This window comes from uncultured Enterovirga sp. (assembly GCF_964242715.1).
GTDB lineage: Bacteria > Pseudomonadota > Alphaproteobacteria > Rhizobiales > Beijerinckiaceae > Enterovirga.
Window position 1 is genome coordinate 45,365 of sequence record NZ_CAXTAZ010000010.1, and the last position, 21,226, is coordinate 66,590.

21 protein-coding genes are annotated in these 21,226 nt (G+C 68.6%); 6 read left to right on the plus strand and 15 right to left on the minus strand.

The window, feature by feature from the left end:
* Positions 1-8: 8 nt before the first annotated feature.
* Positions 9-1,403: a glycogen synthase GlgA gene (gene glgA, locus ACFE87_RS07495; RefSeq protein WP_375459053.1), complete on the minus strand. Its 1,395-nt coding sequence runs from the start codon at positions 1,401-1,403 to the stop codon at positions 9-11.
* A gap of 370 nt (positions 1,404-1,773) precedes the next feature.
* Here glgA and ACFE87_RS07500 point away from each other — a divergent pair, with 370 nt between their 5' ends.
* Together ACFE87_RS07500 and ACFE87_RS07505 are read left to right on the plus strand one after the other, a co-directional pair.
* Positions 1,774-1,971 carry a hypothetical protein gene (locus tag ACFE87_RS07500; protein ID WP_375459003.1) on the plus strand — a complete coding sequence of 66 codons (198 nt, stop codon included), beginning with the start codon at positions 1,774-1,776 and terminating at the stop codon, positions 1,969-1,971.
* Between the two features lie 503 nt (positions 1,972-2,474).
* Entirely contained in the window at positions 2,475-2,945 is a 471-nt protein-coding gene (locus tag ACFE87_RS07505; RefSeq protein WP_375459004.1) for a MucR family transcriptional regulator, read from the plus strand.
* A 31-nt stretch (positions 2,946-2,976) separates the two neighbouring features.
* Here the strand turns inward: ACFE87_RS07505 and ACFE87_RS07510 are convergent, their stop codons facing one another.
* From ACFE87_RS07510 to ACFE87_RS07550, 9 genes are all read right to left on the minus strand, one after another.
* Positions 2,977-3,828 carry a 23S rRNA (adenine(2030)-N(6))-methyltransferase RlmJ gene (locus ACFE87_RS07510; RefSeq protein ID WP_375459005.1) on the minus strand — a complete coding sequence of 284 codons (852 nt, stop codon included), beginning with the start codon at positions 3,826-3,828 and terminating at the stop codon, positions 2,977-2,979.
* Positions 3,829-3,868: 40 nt separating this feature from the next.
* On the minus strand, positions 3,869-5,230 hold the full coding sequence (locus ACFE87_RS07515) for a sigma-54-dependent transcriptional regulator (RefSeq protein WP_375459006.1): 1,362 nt from the start codon (positions 5,228-5,230) through the stop codon (positions 3,869-3,871).
* A gap of 22 nt (positions 5,231-5,252) precedes the next feature.
* Positions 5,253-5,594, minus strand: coding sequence for a flagellar motor switch protein FliN (gene fliN, locus ACFE87_RS07520; RefSeq protein ID WP_375459007.1), 342 nt, complete (start codon positions 5,592-5,594; stop codon positions 5,253-5,255).
* 20 nt (positions 5,595-5,614) lie between these two features.
* Positions 5,615-6,235, minus strand: coding sequence for a flagellar assembly protein FliH (locus tag ACFE87_RS07525; protein WP_375459008.1), 621 nt, complete (start codon positions 6,233-6,235; stop codon positions 5,615-5,617).
* A 16-nt stretch (positions 6,236-6,251) separates the two neighbouring features.
* Positions 6,252-7,286, minus strand: a complete 1,035-nt coding sequence (fliG, locus tag ACFE87_RS07530) for a flagellar motor switch protein FliG (protein ID WP_375459009.1) — start codon at positions 7,284-7,286, stop codon at positions 6,252-6,254.
* Positions 7,283-8,959 carry a flagellar basal-body MS-ring/collar protein FliF gene (fliF, locus tag ACFE87_RS07535; protein ID WP_375459010.1) on the minus strand — a complete coding sequence of 559 codons (1,677 nt, stop codon included), beginning with the start codon at positions 8,957-8,959 and terminating at the stop codon, positions 7,283-7,285. Before fliF ends, fliG begins: the two co-directional genes overlap by 4 nt.
* Positions 8,960-9,073: 114 nt before the next feature.
* On the minus strand, positions 9,074-9,349 hold the full coding sequence (locus ACFE87_RS07540; RefSeq protein WP_375459011.1) for a DUF1153 domain-containing protein: 276 nt from the start codon (positions 9,347-9,349) through the stop codon (positions 9,074-9,076).
* A gap of 125 nt (positions 9,350-9,474) precedes the next feature.
* Positions 9,475-10,155 carry a flagellar hook assembly protein FlgD gene (locus ACFE87_RS07545; protein WP_375459012.1) on the minus strand — a complete coding sequence of 227 codons (681 nt, stop codon included), beginning with the start codon at positions 10,153-10,155 and terminating at the stop codon, positions 9,475-9,477.
* Between the two features lie 9 nt (positions 10,156-10,164).
* A complete protein-coding gene (locus tag ACFE87_RS07550) occupies positions 10,165-11,034 on the minus strand; it encodes a flagellar hook-length control protein FliK (RefSeq protein ID WP_375459013.1) in 870 nt (289 codons plus the stop codon).
* 1,048 nt (positions 11,035-12,082) lie between these two features.
* Between ACFE87_RS07550 and mnmA the strand changes: the two genes are divergently transcribed.
* From mnmA to ACFE87_RS07570, 4 genes are all read left to right on the plus strand, one after another.
* Positions 12,083-13,240 carry a tRNA 2-thiouridine(34) synthase MnmA gene (gene mnmA, locus ACFE87_RS07555; RefSeq protein ID WP_375459014.1) on the plus strand — a complete coding sequence of 386 codons (1,158 nt, stop codon included), beginning with the start codon at positions 12,083-12,085 and terminating at the stop codon, positions 13,238-13,240.
* Between the two features lie 2 nt (positions 13,241-13,242).
* Positions 13,243-13,881, plus strand: a complete 639-nt coding sequence (locus tag ACFE87_RS07560) for a class I SAM-dependent methyltransferase (protein WP_375459015.1) — start codon at positions 13,243-13,245, stop codon at positions 13,879-13,881.
* A gap of 109 nt (positions 13,882-13,990) precedes the next feature.
* Positions 13,991-15,268, plus strand: a complete 1,278-nt coding sequence (locus ACFE87_RS07565; protein ID WP_375459016.1) for a sulfite oxidase — start codon at positions 13,991-13,993, stop codon at positions 15,266-15,268.
* 86 nt (positions 15,269-15,354) lie between these two features.
* Positions 15,355-15,618, plus strand: coding sequence for a hypothetical protein (locus ACFE87_RS07570; RefSeq protein WP_375459017.1), 264 nt, complete (start codon positions 15,355-15,357; stop codon positions 15,616-15,618).
* A gap of 198 nt (positions 15,619-15,816) precedes the next feature.
* On the opposite strand, the gene ACFE87_RS07575 is transcribed toward ACFE87_RS07570, so the two are convergent.
* From ACFE87_RS07575 to pimC, 5 genes are all read right to left on the minus strand, one after another.
* On the minus strand, positions 15,817-16,848 hold the full coding sequence (locus ACFE87_RS07575; RefSeq protein ID WP_375459018.1) for a phosphotransferase family protein: 1,032 nt from the start codon (positions 16,846-16,848) through the stop codon (positions 15,817-15,819).
* A gap of 151 nt (positions 16,849-16,999) precedes the next feature.
* Positions 17,000-18,241: an acyl-CoA dehydrogenase gene (locus tag ACFE87_RS07580; protein WP_375459019.1), complete on the minus strand. Its 1,242-nt coding sequence runs from the start codon at positions 18,239-18,241 to the stop codon at positions 17,000-17,002.
* Positions 18,242-18,260: 19 nt separating this feature from the next.
* Positions 18,261-18,596, minus strand: a complete 336-nt coding sequence (locus ACFE87_RS07585) for a hypothetical protein (RefSeq protein WP_375459020.1) — start codon at positions 18,594-18,596, stop codon at positions 18,261-18,263.
* Between the two features lie 28 nt (positions 18,597-18,624).
* Positions 18,625-19,776: an acyl-CoA dehydrogenase family protein gene (locus tag ACFE87_RS07590; RefSeq protein WP_375459021.1), complete on the minus strand. Its 1,152-nt coding sequence runs from the start codon at positions 19,774-19,776 to the stop codon at positions 18,625-18,627.
* A 139-nt stretch (positions 19,777-19,915) separates the two neighbouring features.
* Positions 19,916-21,127, minus strand: a complete 1,212-nt coding sequence (gene pimC / locus ACFE87_RS07595) for a pimeloyl-CoA dehydrogenase large subunit (RefSeq protein ID WP_375459022.1) — start codon at positions 21,125-21,127, stop codon at positions 19,916-19,918.
* Positions 21,128-21,226 lie beyond the last annotated feature (99 nt).

Genomic DNA, 21,226 nt, shown 5'->3' on the forward strand with positions numbered 1-21,226 from the left:
CGGTCGGGCTACACCGCCGACGCCGTGGCCCGGTCATACACGCCGGCATAGCCGGCGGCGGAGCGGGTCCACGCGAAGCTCCGGCCCATCGCGGCCTTGCGCATGGAGTTCAGCTTCCGGCGCGAGCCGTATGCGTCGACCGCCCGGTAGATCGCGCCGAGCATGGCCGCGAGCGAGGCGTCCTTGAACAGGAAGCCTGTCACCCCGTCCTCGATCGTATCGGCGAGGCCGCCTGTCTCGCGCGCGATCGGGAGCGAGCCGAAACGCTGGGCGTACATCTGGGAGAGGCCGCAAGGCTCGAAGCGCGACGGCATCAGCAGGAAGTCGCTGCCGGCGAACATGCGACGGGCGGTGCCTTCCTCGAAGCCGATCCGAACCCCGACCTGGCCGGGATAGCGTCGCGACAGCGTCTCGAGTTCGCTCTCGAAACGGTCCTCGCCGCGGCCTGTCACCACGACTTGGCCACCCTGCCGGACGATGGTCTCGGTCGACTCGATCGTGAGGTCGACACCCTTCTGGTGCACGAGCCGCGACACGACTGCGAAGAGCGGCCCGCGCGAGACGGCGAGACCGAAATCCCGCCGCACCTCGTCCGCATTCGACTGCTTGCCCTTCAGGTCGTTCGTGCCGAAGGGGCTTTCGAGATGCGCGTCTGTTCGTGGATCCCAGGTCTCGTCGATCCCGTTCAGGATGCCGGTGAGGCGCCCTTCCCGCTCGCAGCGGCGCAGCAGGCCGTCGAGCCCGCAGCCGAATTCCGGCGTCGTGATCTCGTGGGCGTAAGTCTCGGAGACGGTGGTGACGTGGGACGCGTAGACGATGCCGGCCTTCAGGAAGGACATCTTGCCGTGGAACTCGACGCCTTCGATCTGGAAGGCCGAATCCGGGACGCCGAGTGTCGGGAGGCGATTGCGGTCGAAGAGACCCTGATAGGCGAGGTTGTGAATCGTCAGGACGCTCGGGCAAGGCGTCCCGCCCCAGGCGAGATAGGCCGAGGCAAGGGCCGACGGCCAGTCGTTGAGGTGCAGCAGATCGGCCTTCCAGCCGAGATCGCCGATCCCGGCCGCGATCTGGGCCGCCGCAAGACCGAGGCGCGCGAAGCGGAGGTCGTTGTCGAGGAAGTCCGTGCCGCTCTGGTCGCCGTAAGGCGAGCCCTCGCGGTCATACAGATCCGGGCAGACGATCACATAGATGATCAGCCCGTCCGCCGAGATCACCCGTCCCAGCTCGCAAGCAGGAAGGCCATGCGCCGCATCGAGGCGAGCCACGATCTCGAGGTCGGGATGTTCGGAGACGACCTGCCGGTAACCCGGGATCAGGACCCGAACGTCGTAGAGACTCCGCAGACTGCGGGGCAAAGCGGCCGACACGTCGCCAAGGCCGCCCGCCTTGATGAAGTCCGACATCTCAGACGTGACGTAGAGGATCCGGCGCGGGCTCTCGCGCTCACCCAACGCCCCCGTCCGGAGAAAACCCTCGATACCGCCGGCAAAAGGCTGGCGCGACGCGAGGTGAGGGACAGGAGGGTTCATCTCGGGGCCGAGTACCGCACCGCACGACGATGGATCAAGGCTCACTCTCCTGAAACGAGTATTCGGTAGGAGCGTAACGAACCGTCTATTGTGCGTTGCACCATAGAAGCCCGACCCTAACGCACAGTCAACAGCAGGGCCTCGTTCGGCCGCCGCATGATCGGGGCCAACCTCGTCTCCGCCCTGTCCAGACAGGTGGAAACATAACCCTCCCGCGCTCGGTTTCAGAACGAAGCTCGGCCGTATGGGGTTCCGCGTCGAGGTTGAGCAGAATGAGCAGATCCTGCTCACCTTCGTCCACGTCGGCGAGCGTGCCGAAGAGCGGATCGAGGCCGCAGTCATCGGACGTCGTAGCGGAAAATCCGCCATCGACGAGGGCAAATCGGCGAGATGCAAACCGCGGCGACGCCAAGATCCGCCACATCGTCGAGCCGGCGCGTGATCCCGATGAGATTATCGCCGTTCGAGTCCTGATAGGAGCGCGGGCAAACCTGATGGGCGACGCCGGTCCTCCACCACTCATAACCCGGCATGTGTCTGTGCGCTTATTAGAAAAATTCATGGCAGCGCCAGCCGCTCGTGCTCTCGGGCGAGCGATCCCTCCCCGGCATCACCGCTCCTAGCGGACATCGCTCATCGAATCCCGGACGCCAGAGGCGTTCCAGGGAACGGGAGGGTCTTTGCCCGGGCGGCTGGCCTGATGGCCGATATCGGGACCGACGGGCGCTTTCCGGCCTATTCGGCTCCCGTTCTGCAACCGTAGAGGACACTATAGCGCAGTTAAAGCCCAGCGTTGAACGTCAATCAGATCGGCCTCGATCGCACAGCTTGTAATGCATCTAGACTGGCGGAAATTGCCGGCGCCAATCGAGCGAAGACTTGACATAGCTCACCCGGGAGAGCATTGCCCCGCATCTCTCATTTTCGAAAAGAAGTACATTAGGTATGGATAACCAGGAACAAGCCGGTCAGCCGAACTTGATCGAGCTGACGGCGGACGTGGTCTCTGCCTTTGTGATGCACAACGCCGTTCAGAAGAGCGACATTCCGGATCTGATCGCGTCCGTCCACACCTCCCTCGTCTCACTTGGCCAGCAAAAGCCTGGCCCGGAGGCCGAACGGCCCGTGCCGGCCGTTTCCATCAAGAAGTCGGTATCGCCGGATTACCTGATCAGCCTGGAGGATGGCCGGAACTACAAGTCTCTGAAGCGCCACCTCAGCGGCCGCGGCCTGACGCCCGAAACATACCGCGAGAAGTGGGGCCTCCCGGCCGACTACCCGATGGTCGCCCCGAATTACGCCAAGCAGCGGTCCGAACTCGCGAAGTCGATGGGGCTCGGACGCCAGCGCCGCCCCGAGGCGGAACCGGTTCGCGCACCCGCGGCGCGCGGCCGACGGGCCAGCTCGGGCGCCTGAGGCGTCTCACCAACCTGATCGCCGCGTCAGGTCATGGCCCGACGCGGCGGTCGTAGGCCTCGACGACAACGCTCGCCTGCCTCCGCCCCAGCCGCTCGGCCAAGGCCTCGAGCAGCGTTCGCGCCTCCGAGGCCAGAGTCCAGGGCGGGTTGACGACCAGGAGACCGCAGCCGCTCAGCCGGGCCGGATCGTTCGGCAGCTCCAGCAGGAGTTCCAGGCGCAGAACGGGCGCCGGCGGCTCGGTCGTCAGATGCGACATCGCCCTGTCGACCTCGTCCGCACGCTTCACCGGGTACCAGAGCGCGAGCATGCCGGACGGCCATTTGCGATTCGCGCGCGAGAGGGCTTCAACCGCTTTCGCCAACTCGCCCGGCTCCTCGTAGGGCGGATCGACGAGGACCAGTCCGCGTCTCTCCCGCGGCGGAATGAGACTGCGTAAAGCCACCCAGCCGTCCATCTCCAGGACCTTGACGTTCCGGACCGTGTTGAAGCGCCCCGTGACCGTAACAGCATCGGCCGGATGCTTCTCGACGAGCACCGCCTGGTCCTGCCGCCGTAGCAGTTCGCGGGCGATAGCGGGCGAACCCGGATAGGTGTGCGGCCCATGGCGCGCCTGCGTCGCGGCCAGGATCTCGCGATAGGGCGCGATGAGGGCTTCGGCCGCGTCCGGCAACGGAGCGTCGAGACGGCCGACCCCCTCGCGCCATTCGCCCGTGCGTTCCGCCTCCGATGCTGTGAGGTCGTAGAAGCCGAGCCCGGCATGGGTGTCGATGAAGCGGAACGGCGTCTCCTTTCGCCGGAGATGCAGCAACATGCGGACGAGAAGCGCATGCTTCATGACGTCGGCGAAGTTTCCGGCGTGGAAAGCGTGCCGGTAATTCACGGCACCGATGCCGGGCTGCCGCCGGCGATCTTGGCGATGCTCAAGCCGCGGCCGACCGCGTGGCTCCGGGCTCCGCGACCGGAACCCCCTCGGCGATATATTCCGCAAGCTTGTTTCGCAGCGTGCGGATCGAGATGCCGAGGATGCGGGCCGCGTGGGTCCGGTTGCCGATGCAATGGTCGAGCGTGTCGAGAATGAGGTCCTTCTCGACCGCGGCGACCGTGCGGCCGACGAGTCCCCGGGTCACGGCTTCCGCGGTCGCGGCCGCACGGGAGGCGGGCTCGCCACCGGCCGGCGTGAGGCTGGCCCCATCCGGTGCCCGGATAGCTTCCGCATCGATCGTGTCGCCGTTCGCGAGCAGCACGGCGCGGTGCATGGTGTTTTCGAGTTCGCGCACGTTGCCGCGCCAGGCTGAGCGGGTCATGAGCCGCTTCGCCTCGAGCGACAGCGGACGGACCGGCACGCCGTTCAGGTCGGCATAGCGGCGGGCGAAGAAGGTCGCGAGTTCCAGGATGTCGGCCGGCCGCTCGCGCAAGGGCGGGATCCGGAGATGGACCACGTTCAGCCGGTAGAGGAGGTCCTCCCGGAAGGTGCCCTTGCGGACCTCGTCCGTCAGGTTCCGGTTCGAGGTCGCGATGACCCGGATATCCACCCGGACCGGCTGGGAGCCGCCGACCCGGTCGATCACCCGCTCCTGCAGCGCGCGGAGCAGCTTCGCCTGGAGCCGAACCTCCATCTCGGAGATCTCGTCGAGCAGGAGCGTTCCGCCAGAAGCCTCCTCGAACTTGCCGATCCTGCGCGCGACCGCGCCCGTGAAGGCGCCCTTCTCGTGGCCGAACAGCTCCGATTCGAGGAGGGCGTCCGGGATGGCCGCGCAATTCACGGAGACGAAGGGCCGGTCGCGGCGGCCGGATTTCGCATGGAGATGGCGGGCCAGCACCTCCTTGCCGGTTCCGCTCTCGCCCGTGACGAGGACCGAGGCTTCCGAGCGGGCGACCTGTTCGGCGAGCTTCACCACGCTCTCCATGGCGGGGTCGCGCCAGATGAACGAGCGGCTGTCCGAGGCCACGGCCTCGATCACGGCCGCGATCAGCTCGGGGTCTGGCGGCAGCGGGATGTATTCCTTGGCCCCGGCCTGGATCGCCGCCACCGCCGCGCGGGCGTCGGTCGCGGTGCCGCAGGCGACGACCGGCGTGCGGATGCGCTCCGCCTCGAGTGCGGCGACGAGATCGCGGACCGACAGGAGGACGTCGATCATGACGAGATCGGCGCCGCGGGTCCGGAGCACCGCGACGCCCTGGGCGACGCTGTCCGCCTGGGTGACGGCGGCGCCGCGGTTCATGGCAATGCGGGAGGCCGCGATGAGCTCGCTCGAGAGCCGGCCGATGATGAGAAGACGCATGGTCCTGTGTCCCTGTGCGGTGCTAGGCGGCCGGCATGACGATTTCGGTCATCGTGACCCCGAGGCGATCGTCGACCAGGACCACCTCGCCCCGCGCGACCAGGCGATCGTTCACCCGGATGTCGACCGCCTCGCCGACACGGCGATCGAGTTCCAGAAGCGCGCCGGGCCCGATCTTCAGAAATTCTCCGATCGGCATCCGGGCATGGCCGAGGATGGCCGAGACCGTGACGGGCACGTCGAGAAGCTGGTCGAGATCCGCCGGCACCCGCCGGGCCGGGGCCTCTCGAGGACCGGCATTCGGTCCGAAGGTCATCTCGCTCTCGTCGAGACGGGGAAGAGGAAGGTCGCCGGCTGCGCTCATCTCGGAGGTCTTTCGCGTGGTCAGATGGAAGCGGCCTGGGCCGCCCGGGACAGGATGCCCTCGACGGCCTCGTCGAGGTGGCGGCGCTCGCGGACGATGCCGCCGTCGGCCCAGTCGAGCCGGGCGTCGCCAGGTGGAATGTCGGCCTCGCCCAGCACGATGATGCGGCCCTCGTAGCCGCGGTCGCGGGCCATGGAGCGGAGCAGGGCCTCGACCCCGTCCACCAGGTCCTCGTTCACCCGCACGGCGAGGTGAGGCACCCCGCGGAGATGCCGGAACGCCTCGGAGGCGGCCTCGCCGATCGGGCCTAGCGGCTGCGCGGCCAGGGCCTCGCCCGCGAGCCTTCGGGCAAGAGCCTCGAAGAAGGCGAGCGCGTCCTGCTCGATGTCGCCCGCACGGCGGTCGATCTCGGCCAATGCCATGCCGATGCCGTTCGCGAGCCGGTCGGAAGCCTCCGCGAGGTGCTGCTCCGTCGAAGCCGCAGCCTCCTGGCGGCCGGCCGCGAGACCGCGGGCATAGCCGTCCCGCGCAGCCGCCTCGACGGCGGCCCGCTCGGCCGCTTCCGCGCGCTCGGTCGCGGCGCGCCGCTCCTGGGCGGGAACGCCGAGATCTTCGCCGAAGCTGAACGGTCGAACCTTCATGGTGCAGCCCGCGCGGTCACAGCACGACCTCGTCGTCGGCCCGGTTCTTGACGATGCGGATCTCGCCCGCTTCCGCGAGCGCCTTCGCGGCCGAGACCATCTTCGACTGGGCGTCGTCCACATCCTTCATCCGGATCGGGCCCATCGATTCCATCTCGTCCTGCAGGTTCTTCGCGGCCCGGGTCGACATGTTGGCGGAGAAGAAGGCGCGGGCGGCGTCGCTCGCGCCCTTCAGCGCACGGCCGAGCGTGTCCTTGTCGACGGTCCGGAGCAGGGTCTGGCAGCCGGCTGGATCGAGCTTTAGAAGGTCCTCGAAGGTGAACATCTTCTCCCGGATGCGCTGGGCGGCGTCGCGGTCGTTCGTCTCGAGGGCGGCCAGGAACCTCGCCTCGGTCGGCCGGTCGAAGGCGTTGAACCGGTCGGCCATGATCTCGTAGCGGTCCGCTTCCGGCTTCCGGAGCCCCCCCGCAAAGAAGTGCCGGTAAAGGGTCTCCTCGATCCGGTCGAGCGCCTCCGACCGAACCTCGCCCATGACGAGCATGCGCTGGACGACGTCGCCTGCGAGCCGGTCGGGCAGGAGCGCCAGCACCCGTCCGCCCTGGTCGGAGCCGAGCCGGGAGAGCACCACGGCGACGGTCTGGGCATATTCCTCCTTGAGGAAGCTCGCGATGGCCTCGGGCGCGACATGGGCCATGCGGCGCCAGACCTGCCGGCCGGAGGCGCCCCGCACATCCGCCATCACGGCCGCGACCCGCTCCGGCGGGAATATCTTGGCGAGGAGTTCCTCGGCCCGGTCGGCGGAACCGGTCAGGGCGCCGGTCGCGCCGAGTTCGGCCGCGAAATCGGCCATCACGCGTTCGACCGCATTCCCCGGGATGGCGCCGAGTTCGGCCATGGCGCAGCAGACGGTGCGGATCTCGGCCTCGTTGAATTGCGACCAGATGCCGGCCCCATGGTCCTCGCCGAGGAGGATCAGCAGCGCGGCGGCACGCTGCGGGCCCGTCAGCGCCGGCGCGTCCTGCGTTGCGACCGTGGGCGCAGGAGCGCTCATCGCTCGCTCATCCAGCCGCGGAGCACCGAGGCGGCCTCCTTCGGATTGGCGCGGGCGAGCTCGCCGAGCCGGGCCAGCTGTTCGGCCGCCTGCTGGGGCGTGGTCGCCGCGACGCCGTCAGGACCTGTCGCGAGGGCTCCTGCGCCGGCCGAGGCCGAGAGCGCCGCCGGCGGCGGTGCCAGCGCGTTCGCCGGGGCGGAACCGGCGATCTGGCCCGGCGCGTCGGACGCGCCCGTCAAGGCCGCAGCGCCTCCGGCGAGCGCGAAGCCCGCGCCCGGGAACAACCCGTCGGGTGCGATGACGCGCTTCACCATCGGCCGGACCACGACCAGGAGCACGATCAGGCAGAGGAGCGAGATGACGCCCAGTTCGATGAAGCGGAGAAGGTCGTCCCGCGTGAAAGTGAGGAGCGAGCCGAGAAAGGATGTCGGCTCAGCGGCGAATGCGGTCGGAACCTCGGCGAGCGCCATGTTCACGACCTCGACCTGGTCGCCGCGCGCCTTGTCGAAACCGATCGCCGTGCGGACCAGCGCGCCGATCCGGTCGAGATCGTCCTTGCTCCGCGCCTGATAGGTCGTCTCGCCGCTCGGGCCCTTCACGTAGGTGCCGTCGAGGACGACCGCGACCGACAGGCGTTTCAGCCGTCCGGCTTCCGTCACCTCGGTCCGGGTGGTGCGGGAGATCTCGTAATTCGCGACCTCCTCGGTCTTGTTGCTGCTGTCGCGCGGTGTTGCGGGAGCCTGATCCCTGGCGCCGGGAAGCTCGTTTCCGACGCTGACCTGGCCGTCCGCCGAGGCCGTGCTCGACGTCTCGCCGCGGGTCTGGCTCGAGCGGAGGACGCGGCTCTCGGGGTCGTAATTCTCGGACCGGCTCTCGATGCGGTTCAGGTCGAGTTCGGCCGCGACCTGGACGCGGGAGCGGCCCGGTCCGACGATGCCGGACATGATCTCCTCGACCTGGCGCCGAAGACGTTGCTCGAGCGCCGTCCGGCGGTCGTCGCCGGAGGCCGCGGTCGCAGTTGCGCCTTCGCCGGAGCCGCCGGCGAGGAGACGGCCGCGCTCGTCGACGATCGACACCCGGTCCGCCGCGAGGCCCTGCACGGCCGAGGCGACGAGGTGGCGGATGGCCTGGACCTGCTCCTGGCCGAGTTCGCCGCGCGTCTTCAGGACGATCGAGGCCCGGGGCGGCTCGCGGTCGCGCTCGAACAGCCGCCGCTCGGGGATCGCGAGATGGACGCGGGCATTCTGCACGCGCCCGAGCGACCGGATGGTCCGGGCGAGCTCGCCTTCGAGGGCGCGGAGCTGGTTGATATTCTGGACGAAGCTCGTCGACGAGAAAGCATCGCCCTTGTCGAAGATCTCGTAGCCGACGCCGCCGCCGGACGGCAGCGACTTCGCGGCGAGGTCCATCCGGAGCCGGGCGATGTCGGCCTTCGGCACGAGGATCGTGGCGCCTTCGTCGCGGGTCTCGTAGCGGATGGCGCGAGCGTCGAGGTCCTTCAGGACCGCCCCGGCATCCCCGCCCGACAGGTCACTGAAAAGCACGCCCATCGGCGGCTGTGAAACCCGCAGGATGACGAAGGCGAAAAACCCGACGAGCGCGAGCGTCACGGCTCCCATGGCGGCGAGCCGGCCCGGACCGAACCGCGACAGGATTGCAAGGAATGCGCCCAACTACCGCACCTGCCGACGCAAGGCGACCGTCGCCCCGCTAGGCAGGAATTTCCGGGTTCGTGGTTAGCGTCTGGTTAAGGCCTGGACATTTCCTGCCGGGCGGCACGCAGCAGACTATTGCCGGTAATGCTGAATCCGGGTGGTCCTGAGCCCTGCCAGGCCGTGATCGTCGATGGATTGCTGCCAGCTCAAGAATTCTTCCACCGTGAGCGTGTATCGGTTGCAGGCTTCCTCGAGGCTGAGAAGACCACCCCGGACCGCGGCCACCACCTCGGCCTTGCGGCGGATAACCCAGCGCCGCGTATTCGAAGGCGGAAGATCGGCGATGGTCAGCGGACTGCCATCGGGACCGATCACGTATTTCACCCGCGGGCGCATCAACTCGGTCATGTTACGCTCACACACACACACGCTGACCACAGGATGAGCAACGTAGCCCGGCGCGCTTAAGAATGAGCTAAGCGGGTGACCTGATTGCCACAGGTCTCGGCAAGAACTTGGCAAGGTTTGTGGCATCACTGCCCGATAGACTTGAGTCCGGAGAGCGGGACGCGGTTCGCACCGATGACGAGGACCGGAGTTTCGCCTGTCATGTCGACCGAATTGACGGTTCCGCTGACGTCGGTCGCGACCGGCACGGATTGCCCGGCTGCGTCCCGGGCCGTGACGGCCAGCGTGTAGGTGCCGGCGGCCGCGAGATTGCCATTCGCGGTCCGTCCGTCCCAGGTGAAGGTCTGTTGTCCGGCCGCGAGCGCCTTCGTCTGCGTCGCGATCGTGGTGCCGGTCGAATCCTTGATGTTGAGGATCGCGGAGGCGGCGGCCTTGGCCGGGTTCAGGCTCCAGGAAGCCGCGCCGTTCGTGAACACGGCCGAACTGCCATCCACGGTGACATTCGACCCGACGAGGCCTGCGGCGGAGGACGCCGTCGAGGCTTTCGCGCCGGCCACCAGCGTCGAGAGCGAGGTGTTCGTCTTCAGCTGCTGCTCGACGGAGGCGAATTGCACCAGCTGCTGCGTGAACTGGTTCGTATCCAGGGGATCGAGCGGGCTCTGGTTCTTCAGCTGCGTCGTGAGGAGCAGCAGGAATTGCTGGAAGTTGCCCGCGATTTCCTGCGAGTTCCCGGACGCCGGGGTCGTGCCGGTGGCCGTGGTCGTCGTCAGGCCCGCATAGGGGTTCGTCGCGCTGACCGTCGCCATTCTGGTCTCCTAGATCCGAAGGTCGATTCCGGAGGCGCGGCTCCAGATCCGTTTGTCCGGCGAGGCACCGGCCTCGCGAAGGCCGGGGTCTGCATCAGGACGGCCCGGTGCCGCTCCGCCGCGACCTTGATCGCCGGGCGTCCCGGCCTGGCGCCCGAAATCGCCTCCGGACGGGTCGCGCAGCGTCACCGAGACGCCGCCGTCCGCGGTACGCAGTCCGGCCTGATCGAGCGCCCGTTCGAGCTGGCCGCTGTCGCGCTGGAGCCATTGCATCGTCTCGCGCCTGTCGACGAGGAGATGGGCCGAAACCCGGCCGTCCTCGGCGATGTCGAGCCGCACGTCGATGCCGCCGAGATCCTCCGGCGCAAGCCTGATGTCGAAGCGGTGGATGCCGCCGAGGCTCTTCAGGCCGATCTCGACCGGAACGCCGGAGATCGGCACGCCTTCCACGACCGGATGAGGGCTCGCCTGGGGCATGCTCGGCGGAGCGTCGCGAGCGGCCTGGACCGCGAAGGCGAGGCCCGGTGACGTTGCCGTGATGGGGGACGGCGTGGCGGCGCCGCCGGGGGCGGCGAGTGCGCCAGGGTCGCCCCGCCGGTCGCGCTCGCCGGCTCCGGAATGCTGCGCCTCGGCCGCGGCGGGGCCGGATGAGGCGGCTTGCGACAGCTGCTCCTCCGGTGCGGGTTCTTCGGCCGTCCCCGATACGACTTTGCCCGGCGATGCCGCCTCGGGCGGAGCCGTTTCAGGGGCCGAAGCGGAGCGGGCGTGTCGCGTTTGGCTCGGCCCCGCCGGTCCGGACGCGGGTTGGACTGCGTCCCCGCCCGTGCTGGCCGACGCGGCAACTCCCCCGCCCGCCCGGGCGAGGTCCGGCGGGAGCATGATCGCCGTGCCGGCCGGGCCGGCCGGGGCAGCCGGGGCAGCCGGGGCAGCCGGGGCAGCCGGGGCAGCCGCAACGTCGTCGGGGGCGGGATCGGAGGAGGCGGTGTCCTCGGAGACAATGCGGCCCTCCGGAAAAGCCGGCGGAGACGTCGATGGTCCGGCCCTGTCGAGGACAGCGGCTTCATCTCTTGGCCCGAGAGTGTCGGGATCAGGTGAGGCTCCAGGGCCAGGCACCTCGGCCGCGGGCATCGCGGCGACGGACGCGCTCGGGGGCGAGTCCGGGACCGGTGCAACGGGTCGGGCAGCCACAGTCACGGGGCCGTCTTGGACCGCGTGTTCCGGCATAGCCACGGCCGGCGTCGGGGGCAGAGTCGGGATCGAGACGGTCGCGCTTGGCGCTATGTCCTGCGGCGGAGACGCGGCGACCCCGAGCCTTGCCTCTTCGGCTGAGGTGGTCTTCTTATGAAATTCCCCGGAGGAGGCCGGCTCGGCGTCGGGCGTGCCGGCAGCCTCTGTCTCGGCTGAGAGATCCGGGCTCCGAACCGACTCGTCCTGCGGCATCTCGGGGGCACGAGCCTGCGCCTTGCTCGGCGGGGCTTCGGTGCGGCCTGGCGCGGCCGGGCGGGAGCCCGGAGAAGCCGGATCCGGACGGCCCTTCGGATCGGCGACATCGGAAACGACGAACCTCTCGGCGGGGCGGTCGGCCGCCAACGCCGGCTCCGTCGCCCGCGCATGCGCCGGTCGCTCCGGCCTCATTGGGGCGCGTGCGGTCCCCGGGGGGGACGAGGCGGAGGCTTGGGCAACGGACAAGATGAACGGCTCACGACGAGGGGCACGGGTAGGGGCGCAAGCTCCAGGCCAGCGCCTCCCCTTCTTAAGTGCCTGGAATGATGCGCAGTTCTCGGATCGACCCAGCGAAAGGTCCGAGCCGGGCGGCAGGTTCGGTCGCCGGCCCGGCAAGAAGTGCCGGCCGGCGCGGCCGGAGCCGCATTGTGTGGGGCAGCCCGGCCCGGCTATAGGATCGCAGCGCTGCAGCCGACGACCCCCGATGCCCAACCTTCTCGACCTACCGGGCGATCCCGCATCGACCCGCGTCGTCGTCGCCATGTCCGGCGGCGTCGATTCCTCGGTCGTGGCCGCTTTGCTGGCCCGCGCCGGCTACGACGTGGTCGGCATCACGCTCCAGCTCTACGACCACGGCGCCGCGACCGCGCGGACGGGCAGCTGCTGCGCGGGCGCCGACATCCACGACGCGCGCCGCGCAGCCGAGCAGATCGGCATCCCGCATTACGTGCTGGATTACGAGGCCCGCTTTCGCGAGGCGGTGATCGACCGTTTCGCGGCGAGCTACGCGGCCGGCGAGACGCCGATCCCCTGCGTCGAGTGCAATCGGTCGGTGAAATTCACCGACCTCCTCGACACCGCCCGCGAACTCGGCGCGGCCGTGCTGGCGACCGGCCATTATGCCGAGACACGGGAGACAGGCGGGAGCCGGGCCATCTACCGCGGAGCCGATCCCGATCGCGACCAGAGCTACTTTCTCTACGCCACCACGGCCGAGCAGCTCGCCCGGCTGCGCTTTCCGCTCGGCGGGCTCGGCAAGGACGAGACTCGGCGGCTCGCGCGCGAATTCGGGCTCGGGATCGCCGAGAAGCCGGACAGCCAGGACATCTGCTTCGTGCCGAGCGGCCGCTACGGTGACGTGCTCGGCCGGTTGCGGCCGGATGCCGTTCGGCCGGGCGAGGTCGTGGACCTGAACGGCCGGGTGCTCGGCCGGCATGCCGGGATCGTGCATTTCACCGTCGGGCAGCGCCGCGGCATCGGCATCGCGGCGGCCGAGCCGCTTTACGTGGTGGCGCTCGATCCGGAACGGGCGCGCGTCGTGGTCGGACCGCGCGCGGCGCTCGCCACCTCGCGCCTGCCGCTCCGCGACGTGAACTGGATCGGCGACGGGGCACTCGACGACCTTCCGGCCGAGGGCCTGCCGATCGCCGCCCGTGTGCGGTCGACCCGTCCGCCTCAGCCGGCTTTGCTTCGGGTCGGGCCGGATGGCGTCGAAGTGGAATTGCTGTCGCCGGCCGACGGCGTGTCGCCGGGCCAGGCCTGCGTGTTCTACGAGGACGAGACGCCAGGCGCGCGTCTCCTCGGCGGCGGCACGATCCTGCGCCCGGCCGCGCAGCTGCATCCCGTCCAGAACGCGGCCTGACCATGGCTGCGCAACCGACCACGGCCTTGATGCGCAAGGCCTATCAGCGCTGGGCGCCGGTCTACGACATCGTCTACGACAAGCTGACCGAACCGGCGGCACGCGCCGCCGTGACCGCCGTCGAGCGTAGCGGCCCGCGCATCCTCGAAGTCGGGGTCGGGACTGGGCTCTCGCTCGGCTATTACGGGCCGGGTTCGGAGGTGCACGGCATCGACCTGTCCTGGGACATGCTCCGCCGGGCGAGCCAGAAGGCCCGAAACCGCGGCCTCGCGCAGGTCAGGAGCCTGCAGGTGATGGATGCGTGCCGGCTCGGCTTCCCGGATGCCGCGTTCGATGGGGTGACGGCCCAGTTCCTCATCACTCTCGTGCCCGACCCGGAATCTGCGCTGGACGAGATGGCGCGCGTGCTCCGTCCGGGCGGCGAAATCGTCCTTGTCAACCATTTCGGGCGGGACGAGGGGGCGCTCGCGCGTGTCGAGAGCGTGATCGCTCCGCTCTGCGCCAAGATCGGCTGGAGCTCCGATTTCAAGGCTTCGCGGATCATTGCCTGGGCAAGCCGGCGCTCGCTCGAAACATTGCCGCTCCAGCCCGTCTTCCCGGGCGGGTTCTTCAAGGTGCTGCGAATCCGCAAGCCGCGCTGATCGCCCGATCCTGGGCCAGCCGGAGTACAAACTTCCTCAGCGATGCCGTATCGTGGAACGGGCAGCCATTCGGCGTGTTCGACACGGAAGAAATGGCAGGAGGGCGGACATGGTCGATCGATCGCGCGCGGCGGAAGCCCTGATGTCGTTCGGCGTGAAACCACCCGAGACGACGCCCCCGGGCGCGAGCCGGCGCGGCCTCCTGGCCGGCGCAGGGCTTGCTGCCATCGGCGCCGGCCTGGCGAGTTCGGCCGCCGCCCAGACGACTCCAGGCACGGTCGGCTCCCCGGTCCTCGACGTTCCGGGCAAGGACAAGTCGCTTGCCCTCCTCGGCGATCGCCCGCTCGTGGCCGAGACGCCCGAGGCGATGCTCGACGACGACACGACCCCGATCGCGAAATTCTTTATCCGCAATAACGGGCTCATGCCCGAGGTTCCGGCCGACCCGGAGAGCTGGAAGCTCATCGTCGACGGGGAGGTCGAGACGAAGCTCGAACTGACGCTGGCCGACCTGAAGCGCCGCTTCCCCGCAAAGACGCTCCGGATGGTCCTCGAATGCGGCGGCAACGGCCGTTCGTTCTTCCAGCCCCAGGCGAGGGGCAACCCCTGGACCAATGGCGGCATCGGCTGCGCCGAATGGACGGGTGTTGCCCTGGCCGACGTGCTGAAGGCCGCCGGCCTGAAACCGAGCGCCACCTACACGGCCCACTACGGCGCCGATCCGCATCTCACCGGCGACACGACGAAGGAATCGCTGTCGCGCGGCATGCCGATCGCGAAAGCGACGGACGAGCACAACCTTCTCGTCTTCGCGATGAACGGCCAGCCCCTCCCCCACCTGCATGGCGGACCGCTGCGTCTCGTCGTCCCGGGATGGCCCGGCTCCCTCTCCCACAAATGGGTGACCCGGATCACGCTCCGCGACCGCGAGCACGACGGACAGGGGATGACCGGCACCTCCTACCGGGTGCCGAGGAAGCCGATGGTTCCGGGCGGCAAGGCGGACGAGAAGGATTTCCGCATCCTGGAATCCATGCCGGTCCGGTCGATCATCACCCATCCGGGGAATGGTGGCCGCATGGCGGCCGGTAGCCGCAGCGTGTCCCTGCGCGGGGCGGCCTGGGCCGGCGATCTCACGGTCGCGAAGGTCGAGGTCTCGACCGATGCCGGCTCGACCTGGTCGCCGGCGACCCTAGCGGCCCCGAAGAACCGCTACGACTGGCACCGCTGGACTGCGAGCGTCTCGGTGCCGTCCGACGGCTATTACGAGATCTGGACGCGGGCGACGGATTCCGAGGGCCGCATGCAGCCGCACGTGCCGACGAACTGGAATCCGCAAGGCTATGGCGGCAACGCCATGCACCGCGTGGCGATCCTCGTCGGGTGATCGGCTCTCGCTGGAGGCCAGCGGCGGCCGCTCTCGTCCTCGCGTCGTTGCTGCCTGTCGCTGTCCGGTCCCAGCCGGCGGCGCCGATGCCCGAAGCCGTCGAGGACCTGCCGGCCGGACCCGGGCGCGAGGAGACGTTCGGCCTCTGCGCGGCCTGTCACGCCTACCGGCTCGTCTCGAACCAGGGCATGAGCCGCGAGCGCTGGGACGAGACGCTGACCTGGATGACGCAGCGCCACAACATGCCGGAGCTCCAAGGCGCCGACCGCGACCTCATCCTCGACTACCTGGCGAAGGCTCACCCGCAAAAGCCGCCGAGCCTCGGCGGCGGCTTTCGGCAGCCTTTCTGATCCGGAGTCGGACGGGCTTTGGGCGAAGCCGCCCACCGGTCGTCATTGCGAGGAGTGTGAGCGACGAAGCACCCAGGAATCAGCGCGCGGGCGCTGGGTCGCTTCGCTGCGCTCGCAACGACGGATGTTCAGGGGGCGCAGAGGCCCTGACGAGGTACAGAAAGCAGCCGACCCCCGCCTCAGGCCCCGCGGTCCGAATCAGGACACGAGTTCCCAACCCCGGTTGGCGAGCAGGATCGCACGGTCGCCATGCGAGCCGGCATCGCTCGACGATGCATTCCCCTGCTTCGCCCGGGCCAGAATTCCCTCGAGGATCACGGCGAGGCGGAACAGCGCGAAGGCGAGGTGGAACGGCGTGATCGCGTCCGTGCGGCCGGTCCGGCGCTGATAGGCGGCGACATAGGCGGCCTGGTCCGGAATGCCCAGCGCGGCGAGGTCGAGGCCGCGCATCCCCCGGAAGGCCTCGGGCGGGTTGATGTAGGGCAGGCAATTATAGGCGAGGTCGGCCATGGGATGGCCGAGCGTCGACAATTCCCAATCCAGGATGCCGATCACGCGTGGCGCGTCGGGCGCGAAGATCATGTTGTCGATGCGGAAATCGCCGTGGCAGATGGCGGTCTCTTCGCTGTCCGGCACGTGGCGCGGCAGCCATTCGGCGAGCTTGTCGATGGCCGGGTTTTCGCGGGTGCGCGACCCCTCCCATTGCTTCGACCAGCGCCCGATCTGGCGCGCGAAGTAATTGCCCGGCCGTCCGAAGCCGTCGAGGCCGATCGCCTTCCAGTCGGCGAGGTGCAGTCGGGCGAGCGCATCCGCCATCCCTTCGTAGATCGCGGCCCTCTCCTCCCGCGGCAGTTCGGGGAGGGTCGGTTCCCAGAAGATGCGGCCGCGGAGCCGCTCCATCAGGTAGAACGGCGTGCCGATGACGGAGCGGTCGTCGGAGAAGAGGATCGCGCGCGGCACCGGGACGTCGGTGCGGGAGAGCGCCTCGATCACCCGGTACTCGCGGTCCACCGCATGGGCCGATGGCAGGAGTTCGCCCGGCGGCTGTTTCCGGAGCACGTATTCGCCCCGGTCGGTCGCGACCAGGAAGGTCGGGTTGGACTGGCCACCGCGCATCTGGCGGAGCTCGGCGAAACGCTCGCCGAGCCTGTCTCCGATCAGGGCGGCGAGCCGGGTCGTGTCGAAGCGGTGAGCCTCGCGGACCGGGATGGTTTCGGAGATATCGGTCACGGGTGATCCACAATCGGCGTCATGCTGAGGAGCGGGCGGAGCCCGCGTCTCGAAGCACGCAGGACGGCTCCGGTGCGTGCTTCGAGACGGACCGCTATGCGGTCCTCCTCAGCATGACGCGGTGCGTGGATCGGCAGTGCCGGGCTGGCCATCACTGCACCGGGGCCGCCGTCCCGCCCCGCATGTTCGAGCCCTGGTGCTTGCGCAATTCCATCTTGGCGATGGTCTCGCGATGCACCTCGTCCGGGCCGTCGGCCATGCGGAGCGTGCGGGAATGGGCGTAGGCGTGGGCGAGGTGGAAATCCTGGCTCATGCCGCCGGCGCCGCAGACCTGGATGGCGCGGTCGACGACCGTGCAGGCGACGTTCGGGGCCACGACCTTGATCATCGCGATCTCGGCCCGGGCGCCCTTGTTGCCGACCGTGTCCATCATGTGCGCGGCATGCAGCGTGAGGAGCCGGGCCTGGTCGATCTGCATCCGGGATTCGGCGATCCAGTGGCGGGTCACGCCCTGGTCGGCGATCGGCTTGCCGAAGGGGTGGCGCGTCAACGCGCGCTGGCAGAGCGTCTCGAGCGCGCGCTCGGCGACGCCGATCGACCGCATGCAATGGTGGATCCGGCCCGGGCCGAGCCGCCCCTGCGCGATCTCGAAGCCGCGGCCCTCGCCGAGGAGGATGTTCGAGGCCGGCACCCGGACATTCTCGTAGGTGATCTCGGCATGGCCGTGCGGGGCGTCGTCATAGCCGAAGACGCTCAGCGGCCGGACGATCGTAATCCCGGGCGTGTCCATCGGCACGAGGACCATCGATTGCTGGCGATGTTTCTCGGCCGAGGGGTCGGTCTTGCCCATCAGGATCGAGATCTTGCAGCGCGGGTCCGGCGCGCCGGTGATCCACCATTTGCGGCCGTTGATGACGTAATCGTCGCCGTCGCGCCGGATCTCGGTCTGGATGTTGGTCGCGTCCGACGACGCGACGGCCGGCTCGGTCATGGCGAAGCAGGACCGGATCTCGCCCTCCATCAAGGGTTTCAGCCAGCGCTCCTTGTGGGCCTCCGTGCCGTACCGGATGATGGTTTCCATGTTGCCGGTATCAGGCGCCGAGCAGTTGAACGGCTCGGCCCCGATCGGCGAGCGTCCCATCACCTCGCAGAGATGCCCGTATTCGACATTCGAGAGGGCGTCGGGATCGTGGTGCTTCGGCACGAACAGGTTCCAGAGACCCTCGGCCTTCGCCTTTCGCTTCAGCTCCTCCATCACGGGCGGGATGGTCCAGCGGTCGGCGGCCTTGGCGACGAAGTGCTCGTATTCGTGCTCCGCCGGATAGACGTGCTCCTCCATGAAGGCGGTGAGGCGGTCGCGCAGCTTTTCCGCGCGGGGGGAAATTTCAAACACGGTGCACTCCAATCCGACTTCAGGCCTTGCGAAACTTGTTCACGTCCAAGAGGGCGAACCGTCCGGCGGTTACGCGGTCGGGTTTCCAGCCCTGAGGGAAGTCCTCGTCGCACGCACCATGGTAGGTACCCCAAAACATTCTCGGCGTCTCAGACCCTGAACTAAAAATCCTGTAATTAGGCGCGTACCCATCACCGGTTACTCCGAATTGCACCGTTACAGGATCGTTTGTCGTAAGGCCTTGCTTGCACATATTTTCAAAAACACTTTGGAAATAGTCCGCCCTAGCAGCGCTACCCCGCTTCTTTTGAATCTCACCAGCTAGTTCTTCCAGAGTCATGTCGGTGCTGAGCATGGCTGCCTCTCGGTTATCCCTTGAATGCTCACGCCGTCCCGAACAGGCCGCCGCTTTCGGCGAGCCTTGCGAGATGGAAATCGGCATCGCCGAAAAGGGTCTCGATCACGGTCATCCGCTTGAAATAGTGGGCGACCCGATACTCCATCGTGACGCCGACGCCGCCATGGAGTTGAACAGCGCTCTGCCCGATGAAGCGGCCGGAGCGGCCGATCTGGACCTTGGCGGCGGAAACGGCGCGGGCGCGCTCGGCCGCGTCGTCGGAGCCCGACATCATGGTCGCGAAATAGGACATCGAGCGCGCCTGCTCGCTGGCCACCACCATGTCGGCGGCGCGATGCTGGAGGGACTGGAACGAGCCGACGGAAAGCCCGAATTGCTTGCGAGTCTTCAGATACTCGACCGTCAGGTCCTGCATCTCGCCCATCAGCCCGACCGCCTCGGCCGAGAGTGCCGCGATCGCCTCGTCGACCACGCGCTCCGCCGCCGCGAGCCCCCCCTCGGGATCGCCGAGGGCGGCATCCGGGCCGACCCTCACGGTCTCGAGCGTGATCTCGGCCGCCTGCGCGCCGTCCTGGGTCGGGTAGCCGCGCCGCAACACGCCGGGCGCGTTGCCGTCGACCAGGAAGAGGCCGATCCCGCCGCGGTCGCGCCGCCCGCCGGCGACCCGGGCCGTGACGACGAGCTTGTCGGCGGTCGCGCCGTGCAGCACCACGCCCTTCTCGCCGTCGAGCACGAAACCCTCGCCGTCCCGCTTCGCCCGCGTCTCGACATCCGCGAGATCGTAGCGCGAGCTCCGCTCGACATGGGCGAAGGCGAGACTGGTCTCTCCGGCCGCCACCTGCGGCAGGATCTCGGACTGCTGCGCCGCGCTGCCGCCATGGCGCAGAAGGCCGCCGCCCAGCACGATCGTCGCCAGATACGGCTCGATCACGAGCCCGCGGCCGAAGGCCTCCATCACGATCATGGTCTCGACCGGCCCGCCGCCGATGCCGCCATGCTCCTCGGAGAAGGGCAAGGCGAGAAGGCCGAGTTCGGCGAAGGTCGCCCAGTTCTCCCGCGAGAACCCATCCGGCTCGGCCAGGAAGCGCTTGCGGCTCTCGAAATCGTAGCGATCCGCGATCAGTCGATCGACGGAATCCTTGAGAAGGCGCTGTTCGTCGGTGAGGTCGAAATCCATTCACTCCCCCAATGTCGTCATTCCGGGGCTCGCGAAGCGAGAACCCGGAACCCACTCGCATCCAAGCCCGTGCGGGCCATGGGTCCCGGGTCTGCGCAGCATCACTGCGTGCTGCAGCGCGCCCGGGATGACGGGTAAATCAAAGCCCCAAGATCGCCTTCGCGATGATGTTCCTCTGGATCTCGTTCGAGCCGCCATAGATCGAGACCTTGCGCCAGTTGAAGTAGGTCGGCGCGACGGTCGAGGCCCAATCCGGCCCGATCCCCGGCTCGTTCGAGAGACGGGAATCGTCCTCCTCCTCGGGGCTGTAGGGGAGCGCGTAGGGGCCGACGACGTCGAGGAGAAGCTCGGTCGTCATCTGCTGGATCTCGGAACCCTTGATCTTGAGGACGGAGGAGGCCGGATCCGGCTTGCCGCGCTCGCGCGTCCGTTCCGCCGCGACGACCCGCATCTGGGTCATCTCGAGCGCCTTCAGCTCGACCTCGGCGGCGGCGAGCTTCTCGCGGAAACGGGGATTCCGGATCATCGGCTCGTCCCCGAGCCGCTCGATCGAGGCGAGCTCACGGATGCGGCGCAGGCGCTCCTTCGAGACCCCGACCCGGGCGATGTTGGTGCGCTCGTTGCCGAGCAGGAACTTGGCGTAATCCCAGCCCTTGTTCTCCCGGCCGACAAGGTTCGCGACCGGCACGCGCACGTCGTCGAAGAAGACCTCGTTCACCTCGACGCCGCCATCGATCGTCTGGATCGGCCGGACAGTGATGCCCGGGCTCTTCATGTCGATGAGCAGGAACGAGATGCCCTCCTGCTTCTTCGCCGCGCCCGGGTCGGTGCGTACGAGGCAGAAGATCCAGTCGGCATATTGGGCGAGCGTGGTCCAGGTCTTCTGGCCGTTGACGATGTAGTCGTCGCCGTCCCGCACCGCCTTCGTCTTCAGCGAGGCGAGGTCCGACCCGGCGCCGGGCTCGGAAAAGCCCTGGCACCACCAATCGTCGAGCCGGGCGATGCGGGGCAGGAAGCGCGCCTTCTGCGCGTCCGAGCCGAAGGTGTAGATCACCGGCCCGACCATGTTGACGCCGAAGGCGAGCGGCGACGGGGCCGGAAAGCCCTGCAGCTCCTCGAGGAAGATGTATTGCCGCACCGGGTCCCAGCCGGTGCCGCCATATTCTTCCGGCCAATGCGGCACGGCCCAGCCCTTGGCATGCAGGGTGCGGGTCCAGTCGACCAGATTTTGCTTCGAGGCATGCCGGCCCTGGACAAGCTTCTCGTGCAAAGCGGCCGGGAGATTGTCGCGGAAGAAGCTACGCACCTCCTGGCGGAAGGCGGTCTCCTCGGGGGTGAAACGAAGGTCCATGGTGGTTTTCCTGCTGCGGCTCGCCCCCCCTCACCCTGTCGCTTCGCGACTCGACCTCTCCCCACCGGGGAGAGGCTTCGGGCCGCACCGACGCGCTCC

Coding starts and splice junctions, on each gene's coding strand:
- ACFE87_RS07505 (WP_375459004.1), top strand. CDS start 2,475: ATGGATAACCAGGAACAAGCCGGTCAGCCGAACTTGATCGAGCTGACG.
- glgA (WP_375459053.1), bottom strand. CDS start 1,403: ATGTCGGACTTCATCAAGGCGGGCGGCCTTGGCGACGTGTCGGCCGCT.
- ACFE87_RS07570 (WP_375459017.1), top strand. CDS start 15,355: ATGCCCGAAGCCGTCGAGGACCTGCCGGCCGGACCCGGGCGCGAGGAG.
- ACFE87_RS07565 (WP_375459016.1), top strand. CDS start 13,991: ATGGTCGATCGATCGCGCGCGGCGGAAGCCCTGATGTCGTTCGGCGTG.
- mnmA (WP_375459014.1), top strand. CDS start 12,083: ATGCCCAACCTTCTCGACCTACCGGGCGATCCCGCATCGACCCGCGTC.
- ACFE87_RS07590 (WP_375459021.1), bottom strand. CDS start 19,776: ATGGATTTCGACCTCACCGACGAACAGCGCCTTCTCAAGGATTCCGTC.
- ACFE87_RS07550 (WP_375459013.1), bottom strand. CDS start 11,034: ATGCTCCCGCCGGACCTCGCCCGGGCGGGCGGGGGAGTTGCCGCGTCG.
- ACFE87_RS07560 (WP_375459015.1), top strand. CDS start 13,243: ATGGCTGCGCAACCGACCACGGCCTTGATGCGCAAGGCCTATCAGCGC.
- ACFE87_RS07545 (WP_375459012.1), bottom strand. CDS start 10,155: ATGGCGACGGTCAGCGCGACGAACCCCTATGCGGGCCTGACGACGACC.
- ACFE87_RS07500 (WP_375459003.1), top strand. CDS start 1,774: ATGGGGTTCCGCGTCGAGGTTGAGCAGAATGAGCAGATCCTGCTCACC.
- ACFE87_RS07585 (WP_375459020.1), bottom strand. CDS start 18,596: ATGCTCAGCACCGACATGACTCTGGAAGAACTAGCTGGTGAGATTCAA.
- ACFE87_RS07515 (WP_375459006.1), bottom strand. CDS start 5,230: ATGCGTCTTCTCATCATCGGCCGGCTCTCGAGCGAGCTCATCGCGGCC.
- fliN (WP_375459007.1), bottom strand. CDS start 5,594: ATGAGCGCAGCCGGCGACCTTCCTCTTCCCCGTCTCGACGAGAGCGAG.
- fliG (WP_375459009.1), bottom strand. CDS start 7,286: ATGAGCGCTCCTGCGCCCACGGTCGCAACGCAGGACGCGCCGGCGCTG.
- ACFE87_RS07525 (WP_375459008.1), bottom strand. CDS start 6,235: ATGAAGGTTCGACCGTTCAGCTTCGGCGAAGATCTCGGCGTTCCCGCC.
- ACFE87_RS07540 (WP_375459011.1), bottom strand. CDS start 9,349: ATGACCGAGTTGATGCGCCCGCGGGTGAAATACGTGATCGGTCCCGAT.
- pimC (WP_375459022.1), bottom strand. CDS start 21,127: ATGGACCTTCGTTTCACCCCCGAGGAGACCGCCTTCCGCCAGGAGGTG.